Genomic DNA, 20,267 nt, shown 5'->3' with positions numbered 1-20,267 from the left:
ATCGTCGGGTCCGGCACGGTCGCAGCGAGAGCCGTGGCCGTTATGGGACCAATACCGGGAATGGAGGACAACAACTTTGCCATCGGATTGGTTCGCTGGATGAGAGCCAGTTCACGCTCGATGGCCTCGACCTGCTGGTCCAATTCCTTCAGTCGGCTCACAAGAACAGCCAGTGCCAGACGAGCATTGGCTGGTAACGCCAGGGCCTCGTCATCCAACAAGTCCGCCAGACTATCCACCCGTTGCCGGCCTTGCCCGACAATGATTCCGAACTCAGCGAAGTGAGCTCGAACGGCACAAGCCGTCATGGTTCTCTGGCGGACCAGCAAGCCTCTTGCGCGATGAAGCATCAAAAAGCCCTGGCTCTCGACGCTCTTGATTGGGACGAACCTCATATTGGGGCGGGTGACCGCTTCGCAGATCGCGGCCGCATCAGCGGCGTCGTTCTTGGCTCCTCGCCGCACGTAAGGTTTTACATAGGCCGGCGGAATCAATCTCACTTCGTGTCCGAACCGCCGGATCTCGCGTGCCCAGTAGTGAGCAGTAGCGCAGGCCTCGATGCCGACCAGGCACGGCTCGAGTGACGAGAAGAACGACGCGATCTCGCCTCGCCGGAGGCGTTGGCGATTGATCACTTGGCCTTTTCTGTCAACCGCATGGACGTGGAAGACGTGCTTCGAAATGTCCAACCCAATCGTCGCGACTTCCATTGGTGAACTCCTCCTGTTAGCGGGTCCTGTACATCGACAGTATATCCCGGGCTGCGAAAGAGCGGGGCCGTCTTCCCCATCAACGGCCGCATGCGCGACGAGTTCCTGAACGAGACCCTGTTCTTCGGCCTCGACGACGCAAGGCGCAAGCTCGCTTCTTGGGTCGCCGACTACAACGGCGAGCGGCCGCACTCCTCGCTCAAATACCAGACGCCGGCGGCCTATGCCGCCAACCTCACCGCAACGGGCGATCGGCTGCGCAACCCCGACCAGCTCCGCCGATCGCCCGTTGCTCCACCCGCGCCAGTCGGCGTACAACCCAACAGGACTCTAACTGCGGCTGGATGAAACTTCGGTGGCAGGTCAGAGCGTCCCATTTTCCTAAGTTTACCCTCCAAAGGGCATCCAATAGGCTCACATCGCGAGGAACGACTGGCTTGGGAACAGGGCTATCATCGTCCACTCTCTCACTATTGAGTGCTGTCGGCCATCTATTTGGTTGGGCCCTCCATACCGCATATTCAAAAAGCGCGGCCATCAAGATTCCCATGAGGGTCAGAACCCATCCCCACCACGGAAGCCATCCGCTTGTCTCGGCTATCACGTCCCTCATTTTGGGAGCCCTATCGGCCCAAGGCTCAGGAAGGAGCTGAGAGACAAACAGGTCGTAAGATGCCAGAATCGGCCAAATGCCTAAGGCGATCTTGACCCACTTTCGGTCCAAGACCTTGCGCGCGACCTCAATTCGCTGAGAAAGCCAATCCATTCCGATTCCTTCCCAAGGGAGATTACCCTAGGAACGAAAACCCTCGAATGCCGCTGATAAGAGCCACCTAGGATTTCGGACCCCGGTGGCGTTTACGCCATAATATCGGACATTTGCACGAACATCGTCGAGCGGCGCCTTGGGCCACGAGCGGAGCTACCAGTTCTCCCGTTGGACCCAACCAGTTGCAATTGCGTCCGCCCAAGTGCGCATTCCCTTGCTGCGCGCGAGTTCGGCCATGGGCGCGCTATCGTAGGGCACGTGCCGGATGGTCGCGAGCCAGCCTTTTCTGGAGCGCTCCAAAATTGCGTAGCAAGCATGAGGCGTGCCGACCTCCACGACGTAAGGAACGGGCGTCCTTGCGTCGTAACCGGGCAATCCAACGCTGCCGGGATTTACGACAAGTCGTCCATCTCTCAGGCGAACAACTCTAGGAATGTGAGTGTGTCCGCACAGGATGACCTCGGCGTTGATCCCGTGGGCTTCGGGCTCGATGGCCTCGATTGGACTGGGACGCACCTCACCATCGCAAGTTATGTAGTCCAGCCAAAAGGCCGCGTCGTTCCTTGGCGACGCGTGGCATAAGAATACATGGTCCCTGTACACCAGCGTTGACGGCATGCTCGCTAGCCAATCGAAGTGCTGACGTTCAAGCTGTCGGAAATCGCTGCGAGCCGATGTGCCGGCCTGCAAGAGCTCGACGAGGATTCGATCCTGATCGCCCCGCACTGACGGAAAGTCTCGCTCAATCAGTAGGTCCGCTGTTCGGGCCGCCTCCAACGGACCGCTGACGTGATCTCCGAGGTTAACGACCTCGTTGATGCCGAGCGCGGCAATGTCGGCAAGTACGGCCTCAAGCGCCGCACTATTCCCGTGCACATCAGCGATTGCAGCAAATTTCATTTGGCCCTCCCATTCGAGATGGCCGACGACTCACGCAATGCGGAACGATGCAGGATGGAGGTCCTCTTTAGCTGCATTTTTAGAAGCGCCCGCAAGCTGAGTATCAAATCGGCGCTGGCGACAGCATTGCACAATCAACGCGGCGCAATCAAGCGATCACCACGAAGTCCGCCTTGGGGCCTTTTCGACGGTTTCAGCGAGGGGTGTCGGTTGATTGACGTCCGCTTTTGCCCGTAAGCGTCGAACCGGGCCGGGCCAGGAATGCCGTCGGGGTTGTGAGGCGCTTCCGAGAAGCTGGCAGCGAATGACTTCGCTTTTCCTTGGCTTGCATCGATCAGGCTATGGCCTCGCGTTAGGGATTCCACATCCTAACCGCACGCCAGCGCGCGCTGCGCTGCGGCCACGGCGCGGTCGACGTCGGAGGTGCTGGTCTGCCAGTTGCAGACGGAGACGCGCATGCAGCGTTGGCCGCGCCAGGTGGTGCCGCCGAAGAAGGCTTCGCCTGACGCGGTGATGCGTGCGGTGATCGCGTCGGTGCGGCGATCATGGTCCTCATCGGTTGCGCCTGGCTGCGGATCGAAGAAGCGGACGAGGCCCTGGTTGATCACGGGCTCCCACATCACCTGCGCGCCGGGCAGGCCGCCGATCCGCATCACCAGCGCATGGGCCTGCGCGCAGCAGCGATCGATCAGGTCGGCGACGCCGGTCCGGCCGAGCTGGCGCAGTGCCGCGTAGGTCGGAACGCCGCGGCCGCGCCGCGACCATTCTGGATTCCATTCGATCTGGTCGCGCGCATCGTCGACGAACTGGGTATAGCTGGTCCGGTGCGAGAAGGCGCTGCGATGAGCGTCCGGATCGGCGACGAAAGCATAGCCGCAGTCGAACGGCGTGTTCAGCCATTTGTGGCCGTCATTGGTCCAGGAGTCTGCTTCTTCCACGCCGCGCACGAGGTGGCGATGCTTTGGGCTCGCCGCGGCCCACAGGCCGAACGCGCCGTCGATGTGCACCCAGGCCCCTTGGTGGTGGGCGAGCGGGATCAGTTCGGCAAACGGATCGAAGGCACCGATGTTGAGGTCGCCGGCGTGCAGCACGACGATGGTCGGTTGCGGCGGCGTCGCTTCCAGGGCTTGCGCGAGCACATCGGGTTCGAGCTGGCCGCTGGGATTGCAAGGCAGGGCGGTGATTGCGCGCTTGCCCAGGCCCAGCATGCGGATCGCGCGCTCGACCGAACCATGCCGCTCGCTGCTGGTGAGGATACGGAGTTGCGGTGCCCCAGTGAGCCCTTGCTCTTCGACGTCCCAGCCGGCACGCTCGAGCAGCCGATGACGGGCGGCGGCGAGGCAAGTGAGGTGGGCCATCTGGGTGCCGGTGACGAACGCAAAGCTCGCCGTTGGCGGCAGGCCGAACAGGCTCTTCAGCCACATGCCCGCGACCTCCTCGATCACGGCTTCGGCCGGCGCACAGGCATGGATGGCGGCGTTCTGGTCCCAGGTCGACACCAGCCAATCGGCCGCGAGCGCGGCGGGCAGGGTGCCGCCGATGACCCAGCCGAAGAAGCGTCCGCTGGTGCAGCCGAGCAGGCCGCCTTCGGCATCGCGCACGAGATCGTCGATCACCTCGGCCGCATCGGTGCCGCGCTCCGGCAATGGCCGGGCGAAGCGGGCGCGAAGCTCGGCAAGGCCTGCCGTCGCATTGACGGGGCTCACCTCGGCCTTCGAGAGGTGACCGAGCGCGTGCGCGAAGGCGCGCTGCAAAGCCGGACTGAAGGGGGCGCCACTCGACATCGTCATCTCTTGTACGGTCTCTTGCAAGCTGATGCGGATCGCGCTTGAGATAGCATCGCGGTCCAATCGGGGCTCGCCGGAATCGGACTCCGTCCTGCCGCGATGCTGGAGAGCGATCATGCTCGATGCGAAGGAATGCGAACGCGCGCGGGTGGCGCGGGATCGGCACTACGACGGCCGCTTCTTCATCGGCGTCAGGACCACCAGGATCTATTGCCGTCCGGTTTGCCCGGTGCGGCCGGCGAAAGCCGGCAATGTCAGCTTCTATCCGTCCGCTGCGGCGGCAGAGGCAGCCGGCTTCCGTCCTTGCCTGCGCTGCCGGCCCGAAACCGCACCGTTCTCACCAGCGTGGCAGGGCACGCGGACCACGGTCGCACGCGCGTTGCGCCTGATCGATCGCGGCGCGCTCGACGAAGCGAGTGTCGAGGATCTGGCGGCGCGTCTGGGCATTGGAGCCCGCCATCTCAACCGGCTGTTTCAGCGGCACCTTGATGCAAGCCCGGTGCAGGTCGCGCAGACCGCGCGCGTGCAGCGTGCCAAGCGCCTGCTCGACGAGACCGATTGGCCGATGACGGCCATCGCGTTGCAGGCCGGCTTCGGCAGCCTGCGACGCTTCAACGCGGTGTTCGCCGCGGTCTATCGGCGCCCGCCCGGAGAGATCAGGAGGGCGCACCGGAGCTGATCCGCGTTTCATGATAGCGCGGTTGATAACGCGGAGAGCCGCGTCTCATCAATGAATGATCTTCACCGCCAGCTCCGGCCGCCGTCCGCGCACTCCGCCACCCGTCCACCTGAATGCATGCAGGCGCGATAGAGTGATGGCTCGACGAAGCGGCCGGCCCAGATGCCGCGGCCGGCGCGGCGCGCCGCCAGCTGGTCGGCGGTGTAGGCGCCGTGCGAATATTGCGGTTCCTCGACGGCGAACCCGCGCGACACCAGCATCTGGCCGAGATCGATGCGACCGACCATGCAGCGGGCGACGATGCGGCCGTAACGATCGCCGTCCAAGGGCGTGCAGCGCACGGTCTTTGCCTTGGTGAAATTGTAAAGCGCAAGCGCGGCCTGCTGGCCGCAACGATAGGGCCGTCGGTCGCGGCCGCGGCAGAGTTGCGTGCTCTCGGGCGCATCGACGCCCCACAGCCGGATGCGATCGTCATGGATGTCGAGCGTGTCGCCATCGACCACGCTGGCTTGGCCGATCAGATCGCGGCCGATCAGGTCGCGCGCGTGGGCCGGCAGCACATGGAGGGCGAGGACGAAGGCGCAAGCGAGGCGCTTCAATTGGTCGTACAAGATGGTCCCTCGATTTGGCGCAGTGCTCCGCGGCGGGCGGCAATGGCGGCCCGCCTGAGACGTCGAATCAGTCTTTTGATGTGTCTGATGTGTCGTTCCGAATGCGGCCGATTTCCCATTCGGACCGGGCAGGTCTTACATGCAGGGCTGTCAGCGCTGGAAGCTCAGCTTCTCGAGCCGCGCATGGCGCGCCAGCGCATGCGCGATCAGCCTGTTCAGCAGCTCGGGTTGGGGCAGGCCGGTGGCCTCCCACATCTTCGGATACATGCTGATATTGGTGAAGCCCGGCAGCGTGTTGACCTCGTTGACGTAGACGTCGCCGCCGCTGACGAAGAAATCGACGCGCGCCAATCCCTCGCAGCACAACACGCCGAACACCTCGACCGCGAGCTTCCGGATGCGTTCGGCCAAAGCGGGGTCCAGCTGCGCCGGAACGTGCAGCGAGGCACCGCCGGCGTCGGTGTACTTCGCCTCATAGGAATAGAAGCCGTGTTGCCCGGCCGGGACGATCTCGCCGAGCTCGGAGGCGCTAACCTTGCCGTCGGCATCCTCCAGCACCGCGCATTCGATCTCGCGCACCGGCGCGATGCCGCGCTCGATCAGGATCTTGCCGTCGTAGCGGAACGCAAGGTTGCAGCTGGCCGCGAATTCCTCGGCGGTCCCCGCTTTGGAGATGCCGACGGAGGAGCCGAGATTGGCGGGCTTGACGAACAGCTCACGCGCGCCGGTCGCGCGAGCCGCATCTTCGTAAGTGACTGGCGCCGCGGCGGTCATCGTGATGTACGGCACGATCGGCAGGCCGGCATCCCGCAGCAGGCGCTTGGCGACGTCCTTGTCCATCGACGCCGCCGATCCCATCACGCGCGCGCCGACATAGGCGACGTCGGCGAGTTCGAGCGCGCCCTGCACGGTGCCGTCCTCGCCGTTGGGGCCGTGCAGCACCGGAAAGACGACATCGAACGCGGCAAGCTCGCGCATGCCGGCCGCCCCCTTTTCGACCACCAGCGCGCGGCCCCGTCCACCCGGCAGCAGCACCAGATCGGGCCCGTCGGGTGGGATCACCAGGGCCGGGCTCGCCTTGTCATTGGCCGCATCGGCGATGACCCAGCGGCCGTCGCCGGTGATCCCGACCAGCGTGATCTCGTAGCGATCCGGGTCGAGCGAACGGTAGATGTTGGCGGCAGACGCCCGGGAGACATCGTGCTCCGCGGAGCGTCCGCCGAACAGGATCGCGACTCTCGTCTTGCGCTGTGCCATCGGTTTCTTCCGGATTGCGGCGGATGTCATGCAAGGGCCTGTTTATAGGGGAACGATTTGCGCCGCAATCGGCGCTGCGTGATCCCTTTGCCCGCGAGATGCGCGGGTGCTAATCTTACTCCATGATGACGACCTCCCATATCGCCTCGGTCTTCTTCCTGAGACGCTGACGTCGGCGCCTGCGCGACGCAGGCGGTGCAGCGGCGCGGGGCCGACCGGCGTGCCTCGCGTCAGACCACATAGACCCGGCCCGCCGGTCGCTGCACAGCGACGGTGCTTGGCTTCGAGCGGTATGAGGATTCTCCATATGAATAGTGATGAGACCACGCGTGCGCTATCGTCTGCGCAGATCATGCAATTTGTTCGCGACGGCTTCATTCGCGTCGAGAACGCTTTTTCCAGCGAGCTTGCGGCTGTTTGCAGGGCGATCCTATGGCGCGATCTGCCTTGCGCGCCGGATGATCCGTCGAGCTGGACGCGTCCGGTGATCCGGCTCGGCTATTATGGCGACGAGCCGTTCGCTTGCGCGGTGAACAGCCCCGTGCTGCATGCGGCGTTCGATCAGCTGGTGGGCGTCGGACGCTGGCGGCCGCGCCACAACCTCGGCACCTTCCCGGTGCGGTTTCCACATGCTGACGATCCCGGCGATGCGGGCTGGCACATCGATGTCAGCTTTCCCGGGCCGAGCAGCAGCTGGGACGAACGGCGTGATTTCTCCGATTGGCGCGCCAACGTGACCTCGAAAGGGCGGGCGCTGTTGATGCTGTTCCTGTTCTCCGACATCGGCGAGGACGATGCCCCGACGAGGATCAAGCCCGGATCGCATCGCGACGTCGCACGACGTCTCGCACCGGCCGGAGACGGGGGGCTGTCGCTCGGCACGCTCGGTCCGTTCTGCGCGGGGCTGCGGCGGACCGAGGTGCTCGCCACCGGCAAAGCGGGCGATGTCTATCTCTGCCATCCGTTCCTGGTGCATGCGGCGCAGATGCATCGGGGCAGGGCGCCCCGCTTTCTGGCGCAGCCGCCGTTGCATCCGGCCGAGCCGCTGCGGCTGGACCGGCCGGATGAGGAGACATCTCCGGTCGAGCGCGCAATCCGGGAGGCGCTGCACGAGTCCGAATAGTGCGGTGACGGCTCACCCTGCCGGCACGATCTGGCGTGCCGGCAAGGTCATCGCGATGACGCCGATGAGCACGAAGGCGAGCCCGAGCCACGCCGTCGGCGACAGCTGCTCGCCCAGCGCGACGATGCCGATTGTGACCCCAATCGGCACCCGCAAGTAGGACTGTGCGGTGGCGCCGACCGAGCCGAGCGTCTGCAGGAGGCGGAAATAGATCACCAGCGCGAGCGCGGTTGAAAACACCGACAGGGCGAGCAGCGCGACGATCGACTGCCGCGAAGGCGCGAGCGTCCAGGGATGATCGACGAGGAGGGCGAGCGGGATGAGCACGGCGCTGCCGGATAGCAGCGAGCCGGCAGCGGGCAGCATCGGGTCGAAGCCCTTGAAGCTTTTGCCGACGATCGCGGCACCCGCATAGCAGACGGTGGCGGCGACGATCGCAAGCTGCGCCAGCAGCGCGTGACCGATCTCCGAAAGCGCTTGCACGCCGATGATCAGGCAGATGCCGATCAGCCCCGCCACCACGCCGACGAGCTTGCGCGGGCTCACCGGCTCATGATGCGTCACGCAAGCGGTCAGGAGGAAGGTGAAGATCGGCGAGGTCGAGTTCAGGATGGTGGCAAGGCCGGCGTCGGTCACCTGTTCGGCCCAGGCGATCAGCGTGAACGGCACCACGCTGTTGAGCCCGGCCTGGACCGCGAAGCGCCGCCACGTCGCGGCATCGCGTGGCCAGGCGACGCCGCGGGCGCGGATGAGACCTGCGAGCACAAGGCCCGCGATCAGCGTGCGCGCCGCGATCAACGTGACCGGCGGGATGGTCTCGACCCCGATCCGGATGAAGGTGTAGGACGCGCCCCACAGCGCGGAGAGCGCAAGCAGGAGCGCGAGCTCGCGCGGAAGGGAGGATTGGTCGGACATGGTCGTGGCGATCGTTGGCTGCGGTGGCCGAGCAATAGCCGCCCGTGCTGTCGCAACGCTTCGATGCCGATCGAATATTATCGGTGAGCACGCTTCCGCCTTCGCTCATCGAGCTTCGGCGGACAAGTCGCTTTGCCCACCCTACCAAACTGTTTGTTCATCGTCATTGCGAGGAGCCGAAGGCGACGAAGCAATCCAGGCTTCCTTCGAAGGGGCTGGATTGCTTCGCTTCGCTCGCAATGACGGGCTGAGAGCGGCCGCCGTGACTTTGCTGAGCGATCAGTCCAACTAACCCGCCGGCATGCTCTTCTCGACCAGCCGCACCCAGTAGGAGGCGCCGTGGGTCAGGACGTCGTCGTTGAAGCGGTAGGCCGGGTGATGCAGTTCGGCGCCCTCGCCGATGCCGAGGAAGACGAATGCGCCGGGGCGCTCCTCCAGCATGAAGGCGAAATCCTCGCCGCCCATCCGCGGCAGGGCCTGGTCGTTGACGCGCTCGGGACCGGCGATGTCACGGGCGACATCGGCCGCGAACGCCGCCTGCCGCGCATGGTTCATCGTCACCGGATACATCCGCGTGTAGATGGTCTCGGCTGAGCCGCCATAGGCCCGCGCGGTGGCATCGGCAACTTCGGCGATGCGCCGCTCGACGAGATCGCGGATCTCCGGATCGAGCGTGCGCACCGTGCCCTTCATCTCCACCGTCTCGGGGATGACGTTGAAGGTGGTGCCGCCGTGGAAGGCGCAGATCGAGATCACGGCTGATTTCAGCGGATCGACGTTGCGCGCCACGATCGACTGCAGCGCGCCGACGATCTGGGCACCGATCAGGATGCTGTCGACCGCCTTGTGCGGGCCGGCGCCGCCATGGCCGCCCTTGCCGGTGACCTTGATCTCGATCGCATCGGCGGAGGCGAGCATCGCGCCCGGTGAGAGCGTGAAATGGCCTGCCGGCAGGCCGGGCATGTTGTGCATGCCATAGACTTCCTGGATGCCCCAGCGCGTCATCAACCCGTCGTCGATCATGGCCTTGCCGCCGGCGCCGCCTTCCTCGGCCGGCTGGAAGATCACGATCACGGTGCCGTCGAAATTGCGGGTCTCGGCGAGATGCTTGGCGGCGCCGAGCAGCATCGTGGTGTGGCCGTCATGGCCGCAGGCATGCATCACGCCGGGCGTTTTCGACGCATAGGGAACGCCGGAGGTCTCCAAGATCGGCAGCGCGTCCATATCGGCACGCAGGCCGATGGTGCGGCCGGAGGCGGTGTTGCGGCCGCGGATCACGCCGACCACGCCGGTGCGGCCGATCCCGGTCACCACCTCGTCGCAGCCGAAGGCGCGCAGCTTGTCGGCGACGATGCTGGCGGTGCGATGCACCTCGTAGAGCAACTCGGGATGTTCATGGAAATCGTGGCGCCAGGCGGCCATGTCGTCGGCGAGCGCGGCGATGCTGTTGATGATGGGCACGAGAGAAACAACTCACTGTCTGGACGGAGAAGCGCGCAAGAGCGCGCGTTCGAATGCGACGGCCAACTATGACCCGGCGTCGCAGACGATGCAAGTTTCAGACCGCGCGGCTGTGCCGGAAGCGGGGCCTCAGGCGGGTGAAGGCGGCGTCACCCGCGGATATTTGTTCTCGGGCGGAACGATCAGCCGCAGCGCTCGCAGCCGCGGCTCCCGCCAGTCCATGATCAAGGCCCCGCAGACCGCACATTCGGCGCGTTCCGGCGTTGCCGCCGCCGACAGCGATTCCGCGACCTCGTAAGAGGCTCCGCAATTCGGACAGCTCACGCTGAAGATTTTCATCGCCATCGTCTCCGGTTCCGACGTTCGCGCCACCTCGCGGCATCTGCGTTCTGCGAACTTCGGAATCATAGCGGCACGAACAGATCATTTGATCCTCGTGGGGCATCGAATTCGAAAGTTCCGCTGAAGCGCGGCTGGCAGCTGATAGGAACCTCAACTTCGCCGCGCGCGCATTGAACTCGATCAATGTGCGGATGAACAATTGGCGATTCAGCCGCAGCAGATGGCAGCGCCGTTGCGGCGGTCAGGACGCCGCGTCGTCCGACCAGGGCGTCGTGGCGTGTTTGAAGCTGCGCCACGCCTTGCGCAGGGGCCCTTCGACCCCGAGCATGGCATGGGCCTGCCAGCCGGTGATCGCGGCGGCGGCGATTGCGCCGTCGGTCGATTCCATGCCGAGCCCGGACAAGAGGCCCGCGGTCACGGCCATGTCGTTGTAGTGGCCGAGTTGCTCCTGCAGGCCGGCGAGCTTCTCGGAATATTTCTTGGTGGCTTTGCGCTCGGCGAAGAAGGGCAGCAGGAAATCGACGCTGTAGCGCAGCTTCTTCAAGGCGAGGCGCACCCTGTGGCGCTGCTCCGGCGGCAGCGATTTGAAATGCCGTCCGCGCTTCAGCAACTTCTGATGCCGCTCCGACAGGATATGGCCGGCGAAGCCGATCGCGGGCTCGGCCAATTGCCCGAGCGTCTCCGGCGAGACGTCGCTGCGCCAGCCGCGGCTCTCGATCCATTCGCCGAGGCCGAGCAGGAAGATCGCGCAGCGCCGCTCGGACAGCGCGTGGCGCAGCCTGCGATAGCCGAGACTGCGCTGCCGCTCGGCGAGCTCGCGCAAGCTGTCGAACCCCGCCACGGTGGGGCAGTTTTCGGCGATGGCGGGCAGGGTGGAGGTCAGGAACACGTCCCAGTCGCGCGCCGCGGAGAGACTTTGCGCGAGCCATCTCGCATCCGCAAGCAGGCCGGCGAGCCTGCCGTTGCCGCCGACCGAATGCATCAGATGCAGCGCCGCGCGCAGCCGGCGCAGCGACACGCGCAGCTGGTGCACGCCTTCCGGATCGCGGCCGTCTTCGGCCGCCGGCACCGCCTGGAGCAGATGGTGGAAGCAGCCGCGCAGGATGATGGCGAAGGTCTCGTCGAGCGACACCGCCGGATCGAAATGCAGCTTGCGCGGCTTCTCCGCGCCCGGTGGTTCGTCCGCGGCAAGGTCATAGCCGCGCGCCGACTTGCTGCGGATCGATGGACGCAGCCGGTCGTGCTCGGCGAGCCGGAGCGCGATCTCGTAGATCGCCGCGGTGCTGCCGCTCTTCAACTCCAGCTCGATCTCGCTGACCGGCAGGCTGCGCTCGCCTGCGATCAGCGCGCCATGATCGAACGCGATCTCGACCGTGCCGGACGGCAGCTCGATGATGCGCTGGTGACGATGGACGTCGGTCACGAACACGGTCTCGAGCGGGGCGGCTTGCAGTTCCTCCCGCAACTCTTCCGGAATGAGCGGCGTCGCCAGCGCGAGGTCCGGCGCGAGCGAGGGCACCGCGGCCTCCCATTCGGCGCGGCGCAGCGGATCGCCGGTGCGCTGCGCCTTCACCGTTTGCACGAAGCGCGCGCCACTCTGGCGCACCCGCAGGCTCAGGCCATTGCGCCACAGCGTGCGCTCCGGCGTGTCGTAATAGACCGATTTCAGATGCTTGCGCGCGCCCCTGTTGCGCGCATGCGCCGCGATGATCGCCGCGTTGTTGAAGCCCGCCAGCTGATCCGCATCGACCAGCAGCTTGAGCTCGATCTCGCTGCCGGGAGCAGCGACATTCGGCCGCACGACATCGGTGGACGTTGGAGATGTTGCCGCATCCGGCGTCGTTGTGTCGGTCGCCGCCGCTGCAGTAGCCGTGTTGTCCTGTTTCACCGCAGCGATATCCGTGTCGGCCGCAGCACCGTTTGGGCGCGGAGGACTATCAGGTCCGGGAGCAGCACGCAGGCTGTCGCGGACCGATGCTGTCGCATCAGAATCCGGCATGCTCAGTCTGTAACAGTTTGATGACAATCGCCCATAGCTATAGTCGATATGCCTGCAAAGTAACAGAAGAAAACCTTGCAGCGGATGACAGCTGCAATGCAGGGTGTATCCTCGCGAGGTGGCGCGCTTTTTGCTAACTGCTTCAGCGCGATAGGCTGGAGCCCGCGGCTCACTTGCGAGCGAATGGCGCGAATGCGTGCAGGCACAATGCACAGCAGGCCCATCAAAATCCTGTGCCGAGCCGGCTCTTCGCCCTTGCTCGGGCCTTGCGCATGCACGGAACCCGACCTCGCCTTCGGAGATTTCATCTCGGAACGCATGCGCCGGATCTCACGTGCATGTCCTCGGATCGCACGGAGTCGGGAATGACGAGTGGAGCGGAGGCGAGCGTCACCGATCGGCCGAATGCGGGCAACTCGTCACCTTCACGCCGGCGCGCTTTTCGGTGCGGCCGACGGCGATCAATGTGTTCGTGCCAGCTCACGCAATCATGATCGGCGGCACGAGGCCAATCATCACAGCGCGCGCCGTCTGCGTGCGCCGGGCCACATCCGCGCCAGCGTCTCGTCCTGCTTGATCAGCGCATGCCAGAGCGTCGCCGCAACATGCAGGGCAACCACGGCATAGACGAAGTAGGCGAGGGTACCGTGCGCGATCTCGCCGGCATGCGCGATCTCTTTGTCGCCGGCGAACAGGCGCGGCCAGCTGAAGGTGCCGAAATATTTCAGCGAGTAGCCGCCGGCGGAGGAGAACATGTAGCCGGTGACCGGCATCGCGAACAGGATGAGATAGAGCGCCCAGTGATTGAGGCGGCTGGCGAGCCGCACCAGCGGCCCGAACGATGTCGGCTCGGGCGGCGCCGTTGTTGCCGCGCGCACCATTACCCTCAGGATGGCAAGGACAAACAGCGTCACGCCGAGCGACTTGTGCAGCTCCAGGAGTTCGCGCCTGGGCGAAGTGCCCGGCGGCTGCAGCCCGCAATAGAGTCCGATCAGCATGGCCGCGATGAACAGCGCCGCGGTGGCCCAATGTATCCAGCGCAGCAACGGATCGTAGGCGGCGGTCTCCGACGTCATGGCATCCTCAACATCAATGAGTCTGCGCGGAGCCATAATGCGCCGGCAGCGACAAGTCGAAGTGTCAGAGGTCGACGAGGCGTCGTCGGACAACCTGTCGCAGGTGTTTTGCCGTCACATTCGGGTGATCACGTCGGGCCGCGAGGTGAGCCGGTCAAGGGACTGCACCATGCGCTTGCCTTGGTCTGCCTTGGAATGACTGCACCGCCGATCGGCTTAGCCCACTTTGGCGTTCTTCTTCGCTCGATGCCCTTCGCCTGGTTTTCCTTCGGCCGCCGCCGCATGGTATTTCCGGCGGATCTCCGCGATGTCGACGCGCGCCGGCGGCAACTTCAACCCCATCTCGTTGATGGTATCGCTGACGATCTGCGAGATCGCGAGATTGCGGAACCATTTGTGATTCGATGGAATGACATACCAGGGCGCGTGCTTGGAGCCCGTCGCCGCCATCGCTTCTTCATAAGCCTCGATGTATTGCGGCCACAGCTCGCGTTCCGAGTAGTCGCTTTCACTGATTTTCCAGTTGCGGGACGGATCGTCGAGCCGCTGCTTGAAGCGGGCCAGTTGCTCTTCCGGGCTGATATGGAGATAGAATTTCAGGATAGTGGTGCCGTTCTGGGACAGCATCGACTCGAAGTCGTTGATGAGGTCATAGCGCTTCGACCACACCGATTCGGGGACGAGCTTGTGCACCCGTACGACGAGAACATCCTCGTAGTAGGACCGGTTGAACACCACCACTTCGCCCTTGCCCGGCGTTCGCAGGTGGGCACGCCAGAGGAAGTCATGAGCGGCCTCGTCTCTGCTCGGCTGCTTGAATCCGAACACGGACGTTCCTTGCGGATTCATTCCGCTGAACAAGTGTCGAATGACACCATCCTTGCCCGCCGCATCCAGCGCCTGCAGCACCACCAGCAGGGATTTGTTGCCATCGGCGTAAAGCAGATATTGCAATTTATCCATGCTCTCGACATGGGCCTGGATCTCGGGAAGCGCCTTCTCGTGCGACTCGTGTTTCCCGGTGTAGGAGGCATCGATTTTCGACAGGCGCGGCTTCTCACCGCGCTCGACTGCAAACTTCTTGCGATAATCCATGTTGCTGCTCCAGATTTACGCGGCCGCGTGCGACCGCAACGGCTGGTTCACAATACTGGCGCTGCTGACCTGCCGGGAGGTCCGGTAGCTTGCGAAGCGCTCGGTGATCAATCGGACACCGCCCAGCACGAACATCCAGGCGAGGCTGTACGCCCACACCCACCCGATCAGGGACCAGCTGATTGCGGGAACGAGCCAGCCGAAGCGGCACATCAGCATCGCCAGCAATTGGGTCGCCACGATCGCGCCGATCAGCGGCATCGCCGGGAATGGCGGCGTAAAGAACCAGCGCTCGGTGCGGGTCACGAACAGCAGCAAATGGCCGCCCACGACGAGCTGCAGGAACAGGATGGTCTGCAGCTGCCCCGCGGTTGCCACTCCAAAATACGGCTGCAAGTGAGGATGCGAAAGCACCCTGGTGCCGATCAACAGCAGGCCAAACGATTCGATGATGGAAAACAATCCCAGCACCGCCGCTACCCCAAGCAGCCGAGGCATCTGCCAGCGGATCGGCTTTTCGCTCACCGCCGTGTTGTCGTAGGCGATGGTCATGATCGGCACGTCGTCGAGTAGCGACATGATGACGATCATGACGGCGGTCAGCGGCGCGAAGTCGAGAAAGATGGTGGACAGCACGACCAGGAACATGATGTCCATCGTCAACGCGACCCGGTAGATCGTATAGCTCGTGATCCGTCCGAAGATGCGTCGCGCCTCGTCGATCGCGTTATTGATCACCGACAGGCCGGGGGCGGTGAGGATCAGGGCGGCGGCGCCGCGCGCCGCGTCGGTCGCGCCGGAGACGGCCGTGCCGCAATCGGCTTGCTTCAGCGCGGGCGCGTCATTGACGCCGTCTCCGGTCATCGCGACGAGGTGGCCGCGTGCCTGCAGTGCCTTCACGATCGCGTATTTGTGTTCCGGGAAGACGCGCGCGAACCCGTCGGCCCGTTCAATCGCGGCGGCGATGTCCGGCGGCACGTTGTTCGGATCCATATTTTTCGGAAACGCATCGGCCGCCGGGATGATGTGTGTGCCCATGCCGAGCTGCCGTGCGGTCTCGATCGCAATCGCGGTGTCGTCGCCCGTCACCATCTTGACACGCACGCCTTTTGCGTTCGCCAGGTCGATCGTAGCCTTTGAATCGTCGCGTGGCGGATCGAACATCGGCAGAATGCCGAGCAGCGACCAGCTCTTGCCTCCGTCTTCGGATCGAGCCACGCCGAGGGCCCGCGACCCCTTTGCGGCGAGTTCGTCCACGGTTCTCTTAACTTGCTGCACGATGTCAGCAGAGGGGCTCGCGACCTCGACGATGACCTGCGGCGCTCCCTTTGTTACGACGAGCGTCTTCCCCTGGCCGTCGACGATCGTCGCCTCGGTTCGCTTGGTCACCGGGTCGAACGGAACAAATTTCACCTGCCTGCAGGATTTCAGACGGCGCTGATCCCTCAGGGCGCCGATTACTGCGGTATCGATCGCGTCGGCATCTTCGATCTTCGAGGCCAGTGCTGCGGCTAAAATGCAGTCCTGACCATCGCTGGCGGAAAACAGGATTGGTTCGCCGAGGGTGAGCTGGTTCTTGGTCAGGGTTCCCGTCTTGTCGGAGCACAAGATGTCGACCCCGGCCATTTCCTCGATCGCGGAGAGCTTGGAGACGATCGCCTTTTCCTTCGACAGGGCGAGCGCGCCGAGGGCCATCGTAATGGAGAACACGGCGGGCATGGCGACGGGAATCGAGGCCGCCAGCAAGACCAGTACGAACTGCAAGATCCGAAGCGCGTCGGCCAGCCCCCAATCGTCGGCGATCACGATGTCATGGTAGACCCTGACCGAGATCATGATCAGCGCCAAGGTCACCGCGACCACGATGAGAAAGTTCCCGATTTCAAACATCGCCTTTTGCGCGTGGCTGATTGCGCCCGCGCGAGCGACCAACTGCGCGGTCCGGCCGAAGAAGGTGTTGGCGCCGGTTGCTATGACGACCCCTTGCATCTCCCCCTGCTTGACCACGCTGCCGGAATAGGCCTCGTCTCCGACCTTCTTCGTCACCGGCAGGGATTCTCCGGTCAGCGCCGCCTGATCGATCGACGCATAGTCTCCGCCGATGAGGCGAAGGTCGGCGGGAACGATGATGCCCAGCCGCACATTGACGACATCGCCCGGAACGAGCGTGGCGGCTTGGACCGTCTGCCACTTGCCATCGCGCAGTGCCGTGGCTTTCGGAGCAAGACCTTTCTTGAGGGCGGCCAACGCGTTGGAAGCCTTGTGATCCTGCCAGAACTCCAATCCGGCGTTGAAGATCAGCAGGCCGCCAATGATCGTAAAGTCGTCCCAATGACCGATGATGGCCGAGACGATCGCTGCCGCCTCGATCATGTAAGCGATCGGCCCCGTGAAATATTTGAGGACGCGGCGCGCTAGGCTGGGTTCCTTGTCGACGATGGCATTGGGGCCATATTGGGCAAGCCGCTTCTGCGCCTCGGCGCTGCTAAGTCCTCGGCTCGATTGAACCCCGAGCGCCGTCAACACGTTTTCAATCGGCGCTTTTTCGAGATCGTCTGCGGGATTCGCCATAACCACGGACGGTGAGTCAGTCGACTGCAAAGCGAGGGTGGGCATGAACTCCTCCGCCGTTCCAGTGTCAGGCCGCTGCCGGCAATCTCGATCCTATGATCTCAACCCGATTTTTCGTCGCAAAATATCACATCCTGAATGCAACTTCAGGTTTTGAGTGCCTGCCTTGACTTGTGTCAAGTCCCTCTGGATGCCGGCTTCCTGTTTTGCATGCCTTATTGCCTGTGCAGATCGACTGCGGAGGGATGATCTTGAGGCAGGAAGTTTCGGCAGCGCAAACAGCAGTTGGTGCCGCTGCGTTGGTCCGCTACGTCATCAATTTCGGAGAGCCAATTGCGCCGTGAACGATGACCTGCGCGACGGCGACGCTAAGCTCGATGCGCGCCGGCTCGCACAGGAGGCGCAATGCCGGCGGCCGTTCAAGGTCAGGCAATACAATTGTGAGGACGCGGGCTGGGCCGCGTCCGATTCGTCGTCCAAACAGGGCGTTGTGCGAGGAAGAGGCCTTACGCTTCCCCGAACACGCGCCTGAAGATCGTGTCGACGTGCTTCAGGTGATAGCCGAGGTCGAACTGCTCGTCGATGTCCGCGTCGGTAAGATACTTCTTCACGTCGGCGTCGTTCTTCAGCAGCGTCTTGAAGTCGCCTTCGCCGCGCCAGACCGGCATGGCGTTGCGCTGTACGAGCCTGTAGGCGTCCTCCCGGCTGGCGCCCTTCTGTGTCAGTGCGATCAGCACGCGTTGCGAATGGACGAGGCCGCCGAGCCTGTCGAGGTTCTTCGCCATGTTGGCGGGGTAGACCAGCAGCTTCTCGATCAGCCCGGCGAGTCGCACCAGCGCAAAATCGAGCGTCACGGTCGCATCGGGGCCGATCATCCTTTCGACCGAGGAGTGCGAAATGTCGCGCTCATGCCAGAGCACGACGTCCTCGAGGGCGGGCGTCACGTAGGCGCGCACCATGCGCGACAGCCCGGTGAGGTTCTCCGACAGCACCGGATTGCGCTTGTGCGGCATCGCGGAGGAGCCCTTCTGCCCCTCGGAGAAGAACTCCTCGGCTTCCAGCACTTCGGTGCGCTGCAGATGCCGGATCTCGGTGGCGAGCCGTTCGACGGAGGAGGCGATCACGCCGAGCGTCGCAAAATACATCGCGTGGCGGTCGCGCGGGATGACTTGCGTCGAGATCGGCTCAGGCGTGAGGCCCATCGCCTTTGCGACGTGCTCTTCCACCCGCGGATCGATCTGCGCGAAGGTGCCGACGGCGCCCGAGATCGCGCAGGTCGCGATCTCCTTGCGCGCGGCGACCAGCCGGTCACGGGCGCGGGAGAATTCGGCATAGGCGTAAGCAAGCTTCAGCCCGAACGTGACCGGCTCGGCGTGGATGCCGTGGGAGCGGCCGATGCTCGGCGTCATCTTGTGCTCGAAGGCGCGCTTTTTCAGCGCGGCCAGCAGGCGGTCGAGGTCGGCGAGCAGGAGGTCGGCGGCACGGGTGAGCTGGACGTTGAGGCAGGTGTCGAGGACGTCCGACGACGTCATGCCCTGGTGCACGAAGCGCGCCTCGGGGCCGACGATCTCGGCGAGATGGGTCAGGAAGGCGATGACGTCATGCTTGGTCTCGCGCTCGATCTCGTCGATCCGTGCGACGTCGAAGGTCGCGTCCTTGGCCTTGGCCCAGATGGTCTTGGCGGCCTCTTTGGGGATCACACCCAATTCCGCCAGCGCGTCCGCCGCATGTGCCTCGATCTCGAACCAGATCTTGAACCGGGTCTGCGGCTCCCAGATCGCGGCCATTTCGGGACGGGTATAGCGGGGGATCATCGCAAGCACTCCAGAGAGGCCAGCGGGGCCTTTCAGGCACTCCCGCCGGATTGTTTTTACGCCGCGCTTTAGCAGAGCGGGTTTGGCGAGACAAATACGGCGGTCCAAACAGGAGAGGAAAGACCGCTTCGTATCATAATACCATTATGCCGAAAATTGAGTAACAGATATTGAAATCTGTCAGCGCGAGATGCTATATCAGTCTCCCAAGATGCCGTCACCGGTGTCACCCGCGCCTGCTGGCCATCGACCAGCGGTGAAGGGAGCTGCAAGGACCTCCTCGATGAAGATTGCAAAGCTTTTTCCCAATTCACAATTCGAGCATTGGCTCAATGAGCAGGTGGCTCGTCACCTGGAAGCTCAGGCCGCGACGTTCCGGCCGGCACATCGCCAGGAAATACCGGACTTGATACCGGACTTGAGCCAGGTCGAGGCCTATCCGGCAAAAGAGGACATGGTGCGCGCATGAACGAGGCCGTGGTTCTGACATCCGAGCGAATCCTCGAAGTGACCGAGGATGTGCTGCGCCGCTATGGGCTCGCCAAGGCCACCGTGGTGGACGTGGCGCGGGCGCTCGATGTCAGCCACGGCAGCGTCTACCGGCACTTTCCCAGCAAGGCCTCGCTCCGCGAGGCGGTCGCGAAGCGCTGGCTCGATCGTGTCAGCGCCCCCTTGGCGCAGATCACTGCGGAGCCGGGGCCGGCGCCCCTGAAGCTGGAGCGCTGGCTGCGAGAGCTGGTCGACGCCAAATGCAGGCGAGTGTCTGAAGATCCCGAGATGTTCACGACCTACCTGACCTTGGCGCGCGAGGCGTGCAAAGTCGTGAAGGGGCATAAGGAGCAACTGGTCGCCCAGGTCGAGCAGATCCTGTCCGAGGGGGTCGAGCAGGGCACGTTCCGGATCGACGACGTCAAAGCTACAGCCGGCGCGATCTTCGATGCCACCAGCCGTTTCCATCATCCGGCCCATGCCGACGAATGGAAGGATCCGGCGATCAAGGGCCGGTTGGACGCCGTGCTGACGCTCGTGCTCCGTGGCCTGGAGGCTGCGCCACACTAGCACATCGCGGCATTACGGCGCGAGCACCACAAGAATAAATAAGATTGCTTCGCCGCCATCTCTCCAATCAAAACGCGGCGCCGGCCCTCTAAGCTCCAA

General features: G+C 64.1%; 17 protein-coding genes and 1 pseudogene. 5 read left to right on the top strand and 13 right to left on the bottom strand.

The features are described from left to right. Positions 1-710, bottom strand: a 710-nt coding sequence (locus tag QXZ85_RS32415; RefSeq protein ID WP_316175589.1) for an IS110 family transposase, incomplete at its 3' end; no start/stop codon positions are given. 57 nt (positions 711-767) lie between these two features. Here QXZ85_RS32415 and QXZ85_RS32410 point away from each other — a divergent pair. Next, positions 768-1,058 (top strand): annotated as a pseudogene (locus tag QXZ85_RS32410) (integrase core domain-containing protein); the annotation flags it as partial. A gap of 574 nt (positions 1,059-1,632) precedes the next feature. On the opposite strand, the gene QXZ85_RS32405 reads toward QXZ85_RS32410, so the two are convergent. Beyond that, the gene (locus QXZ85_RS32405) at positions 1,633-2,379 is read right to left on the bottom strand and encodes a metallophosphoesterase family protein (protein ID WP_316167199.1); all 747 of its coding nucleotides are present in this window, start codon (positions 2,377-2,379) and stop codon (positions 1,633-1,635) included. 368 nt (positions 2,380-2,747) lie between these two features. Then, entirely contained in the window at positions 2,748-4,163 is a 1,416-nt protein-coding gene (locus tag QXZ85_RS32400; protein ID WP_316175587.1) for a pyridoxal phosphate-dependent decarboxylase family protein, read from the bottom strand. Positions 4,164-4,281: 118 nt separating this feature from the next. Here QXZ85_RS32400 and QXZ85_RS32395 point away from each other — a divergent pair, with 118 nt between their 5' ends. Further along, positions 4,282-4,845 (top strand): bifunctional transcriptional activator/DNA repair enzyme AdaA, encoded by a 564-nt coding sequence (locus QXZ85_RS32395; protein WP_315706039.1) that lies wholly within the window; start codon positions 4,282-4,284, stop codon positions 4,843-4,845. Positions 4,846-4,907: 62 nt separating this feature from the next. Here the strand turns inward: QXZ85_RS32395 and QXZ85_RS32390 are convergent, their stop codons facing one another. Next, positions 4,908-5,456 carry a thermonuclease family protein gene (locus QXZ85_RS32390; RefSeq protein WP_315768678.1) on the bottom strand — a complete coding sequence of 183 codons (549 nt, stop codon included), beginning with the start codon at positions 5,454-5,456 and terminating at the stop codon, positions 4,908-4,910. 150 nt (positions 5,457-5,606) lie between these two features. Further along, positions 5,607-6,713 (bottom strand): D-alanine--D-alanine ligase family protein, encoded by a 1,107-nt coding sequence (locus tag QXZ85_RS32385; protein WP_316175586.1) that lies wholly within the window; start codon positions 6,711-6,713, stop codon positions 5,607-5,609. Between the two features lie 307 nt (positions 6,714-7,020). Between QXZ85_RS32385 and QXZ85_RS32380 the strand changes: the two genes are divergently transcribed. Continuing rightward, positions 7,021-7,836: a phytanoyl-CoA dioxygenase family protein gene (locus tag QXZ85_RS32380; RefSeq protein WP_315764635.1), complete on the top strand. Its 816-nt coding sequence runs from the start codon at positions 7,021-7,023 to the stop codon at positions 7,834-7,836. A 12-nt stretch (positions 7,837-7,848) separates the two neighbouring features. Here the strand turns inward: QXZ85_RS32380 and QXZ85_RS32375 are convergent, their stop codons facing one another. From QXZ85_RS32375 to purB, 8 genes are all read right to left on the bottom strand, one after another. Further along, a complete protein-coding gene (locus tag QXZ85_RS32375; protein WP_315706035.1) occupies positions 7,849-8,751 on the bottom strand; it encodes a DMT family transporter in 903 nt (300 codons plus the stop codon). Between the two features lie 288 nt (positions 8,752-9,039). Then, positions 9,040-10,212 (bottom strand): M20 aminoacylase family protein, encoded by a 1,173-nt coding sequence (locus QXZ85_RS32370; protein ID WP_315706034.1) that lies wholly within the window; start codon positions 10,210-10,212, stop codon positions 9,040-9,042. A gap of 129 nt (positions 10,213-10,341) precedes the next feature. Beyond that, positions 10,342-10,551, bottom strand: coding sequence for an MJ0042-type zinc finger domain-containing protein (locus QXZ85_RS32365; RefSeq protein ID WP_315729730.1), 210 nt, complete (start codon positions 10,549-10,551; stop codon positions 10,342-10,344). A gap of 244 nt (positions 10,552-10,795) precedes the next feature. Then, positions 10,796-12,553 (bottom strand): CHAD domain-containing protein, encoded by a 1,758-nt coding sequence (locus QXZ85_RS32360; protein ID WP_316175585.1) that lies wholly within the window; start codon positions 12,551-12,553, stop codon positions 10,796-10,798. A 515-nt stretch (positions 12,554-13,068) separates the two neighbouring features. Further along, positions 13,069-13,629: a cytochrome b gene (locus QXZ85_RS32355; RefSeq protein ID WP_316167180.1), complete on the bottom strand. Its 561-nt coding sequence runs from the start codon at positions 13,627-13,629 to the stop codon at positions 13,069-13,071. A gap of 216 nt (positions 13,630-13,845) precedes the next feature. Further along, entirely contained in the window at positions 13,846-14,724 is an 879-nt protein-coding gene (locus QXZ85_RS32350; RefSeq protein ID WP_316175583.1) for a polyphosphate kinase 2 family protein, read from the bottom strand. 15 nt (positions 14,725-14,739) lie between these two features. After that, the gene (locus QXZ85_RS32345; RefSeq protein ID WP_316175591.1) at positions 14,740-17,295 is read right to left on the bottom strand and encodes a plasma-membrane proton-efflux P-type ATPase; all 2,556 of its coding nucleotides are present in this window, start codon (positions 17,293-17,295) and stop codon (positions 14,740-14,742) included. A gap of 506 nt (positions 17,296-17,801) precedes the next feature. Further along, a complete protein-coding gene (purB, locus tag QXZ85_RS32340) occupies positions 17,802-19,109 on the bottom strand; it encodes an adenylosuccinate lyase (RefSeq protein ID WP_316175581.1) in 1,308 nt (435 codons plus the stop codon). Between the two features lie 283 nt (positions 19,110-19,392). Here purB and QXZ85_RS32335 point away from each other — a divergent pair, with 283 nt between their 5' ends. Then, positions 19,393-19,578 (top strand): hypothetical protein, encoded by a 186-nt coding sequence (locus QXZ85_RS32335; protein ID WP_316175579.1) that lies wholly within the window; start codon positions 19,393-19,395, stop codon positions 19,576-19,578. Continuing rightward, positions 19,575-20,168: a TetR family transcriptional regulator gene (locus QXZ85_RS32330; RefSeq protein WP_316175577.1), complete on the top strand. Its 594-nt coding sequence runs from the start codon at positions 19,575-19,577 to the stop codon at positions 20,166-20,168. The genes QXZ85_RS32335 and QXZ85_RS32330 overlap by 4 nt, the downstream gene beginning before the upstream one ends. The last annotated feature ends 99 nt before the right edge of the window (positions 20,169-20,267 follow it).

Origin of the sequence: Bradyrhizobium sp. SZCCHNGR1005, assembly GCF_032489995.1 — a bacterium.
GTDB lineage: Bacteria > Pseudomonadota > Alphaproteobacteria > Rhizobiales > Xanthobacteraceae > Bradyrhizobium.
The sequence above is the reverse complement of the archived record's forward strand: the minus strand, read 5'-3'. Positions and strand labels throughout refer to the sequence as shown.

Coding starts and splice junctions, on each gene's coding strand:
- QXZ85_RS32405 (WP_316167199.1), bottom strand. CDS start 2,379: ATGAAATTTGCTGCAATCGCTGATGTGCACGGGAATAGTGCGGCGCTT.
- QXZ85_RS32400 (WP_316175587.1), bottom strand. CDS start 4,163: ATGTCGAGTGGCGCCCCCTTCAGTCCGGCTTTGCAGCGCGCCTTCGCG.
- QXZ85_RS32395 (WP_315706039.1), top strand. CDS start 4,282: ATGCTCGATGCGAAGGAATGCGAACGCGCGCGGGTGGCGCGGGATCGG.
- QXZ85_RS32385 (WP_316175586.1), bottom strand. CDS start 6,713: ATGGCACAGCGCAAGACGAGAGTCGCGATCCTGTTCGGCGGACGCTCC.
- QXZ85_RS32380 (WP_315764635.1), top strand. CDS start 7,021: ATGAATAGTGATGAGACCACGCGTGCGCTATCGTCTGCGCAGATCATG.
- QXZ85_RS32375 (WP_315706035.1), bottom strand. CDS start 8,751: ATGTCCGACCAATCCTCCCTTCCGCGCGAGCTCGCGCTCCTGCTTGCG.
- QXZ85_RS32365 (WP_315729730.1), bottom strand. CDS start 10,551: ATGAAAATCTTCAGCGTGAGCTGTCCGAATTGCGGAGCCTCTTACGAG.
- QXZ85_RS32360 (WP_316175585.1), bottom strand. CDS start 12,553: ATGCCGGATTCTGATGCGACAGCATCGGTCCGCGACAGCCTGCGTGCT.
- QXZ85_RS32355 (WP_316167180.1), bottom strand. CDS start 13,629: ATGACGTCGGAGACCGCCGCCTACGATCCGTTGCTGCGCTGGATACAT.
- QXZ85_RS32350 (WP_316175583.1), bottom strand. CDS start 14,724: ATGGATTATCGCAAGAAGTTTGCAGTCGAGCGCGGTGAGAAGCCGCGC.
- QXZ85_RS32345 (WP_316175591.1), bottom strand. CDS start 17,295: ATGGCGAATCCCGCAGACGATCTCGAAAAAGCGCCGATTGAAAACGTG.
- purB (WP_316175581.1), bottom strand. CDS start 19,109: ATGATCCCCCGCTATACCCGTCCCGAAATGGCCGCGATCTGGGAGCCG.
- QXZ85_RS32335 (WP_316175579.1), top strand. CDS start 19,393: ATGAAGATTGCAAAGCTTTTTCCCAATTCACAATTCGAGCATTGGCTC.
- QXZ85_RS32330 (WP_316175577.1), top strand. CDS start 19,575: ATGAACGAGGCCGTGGTTCTGACATCCGAGCGAATCCTCGAAGTGACC.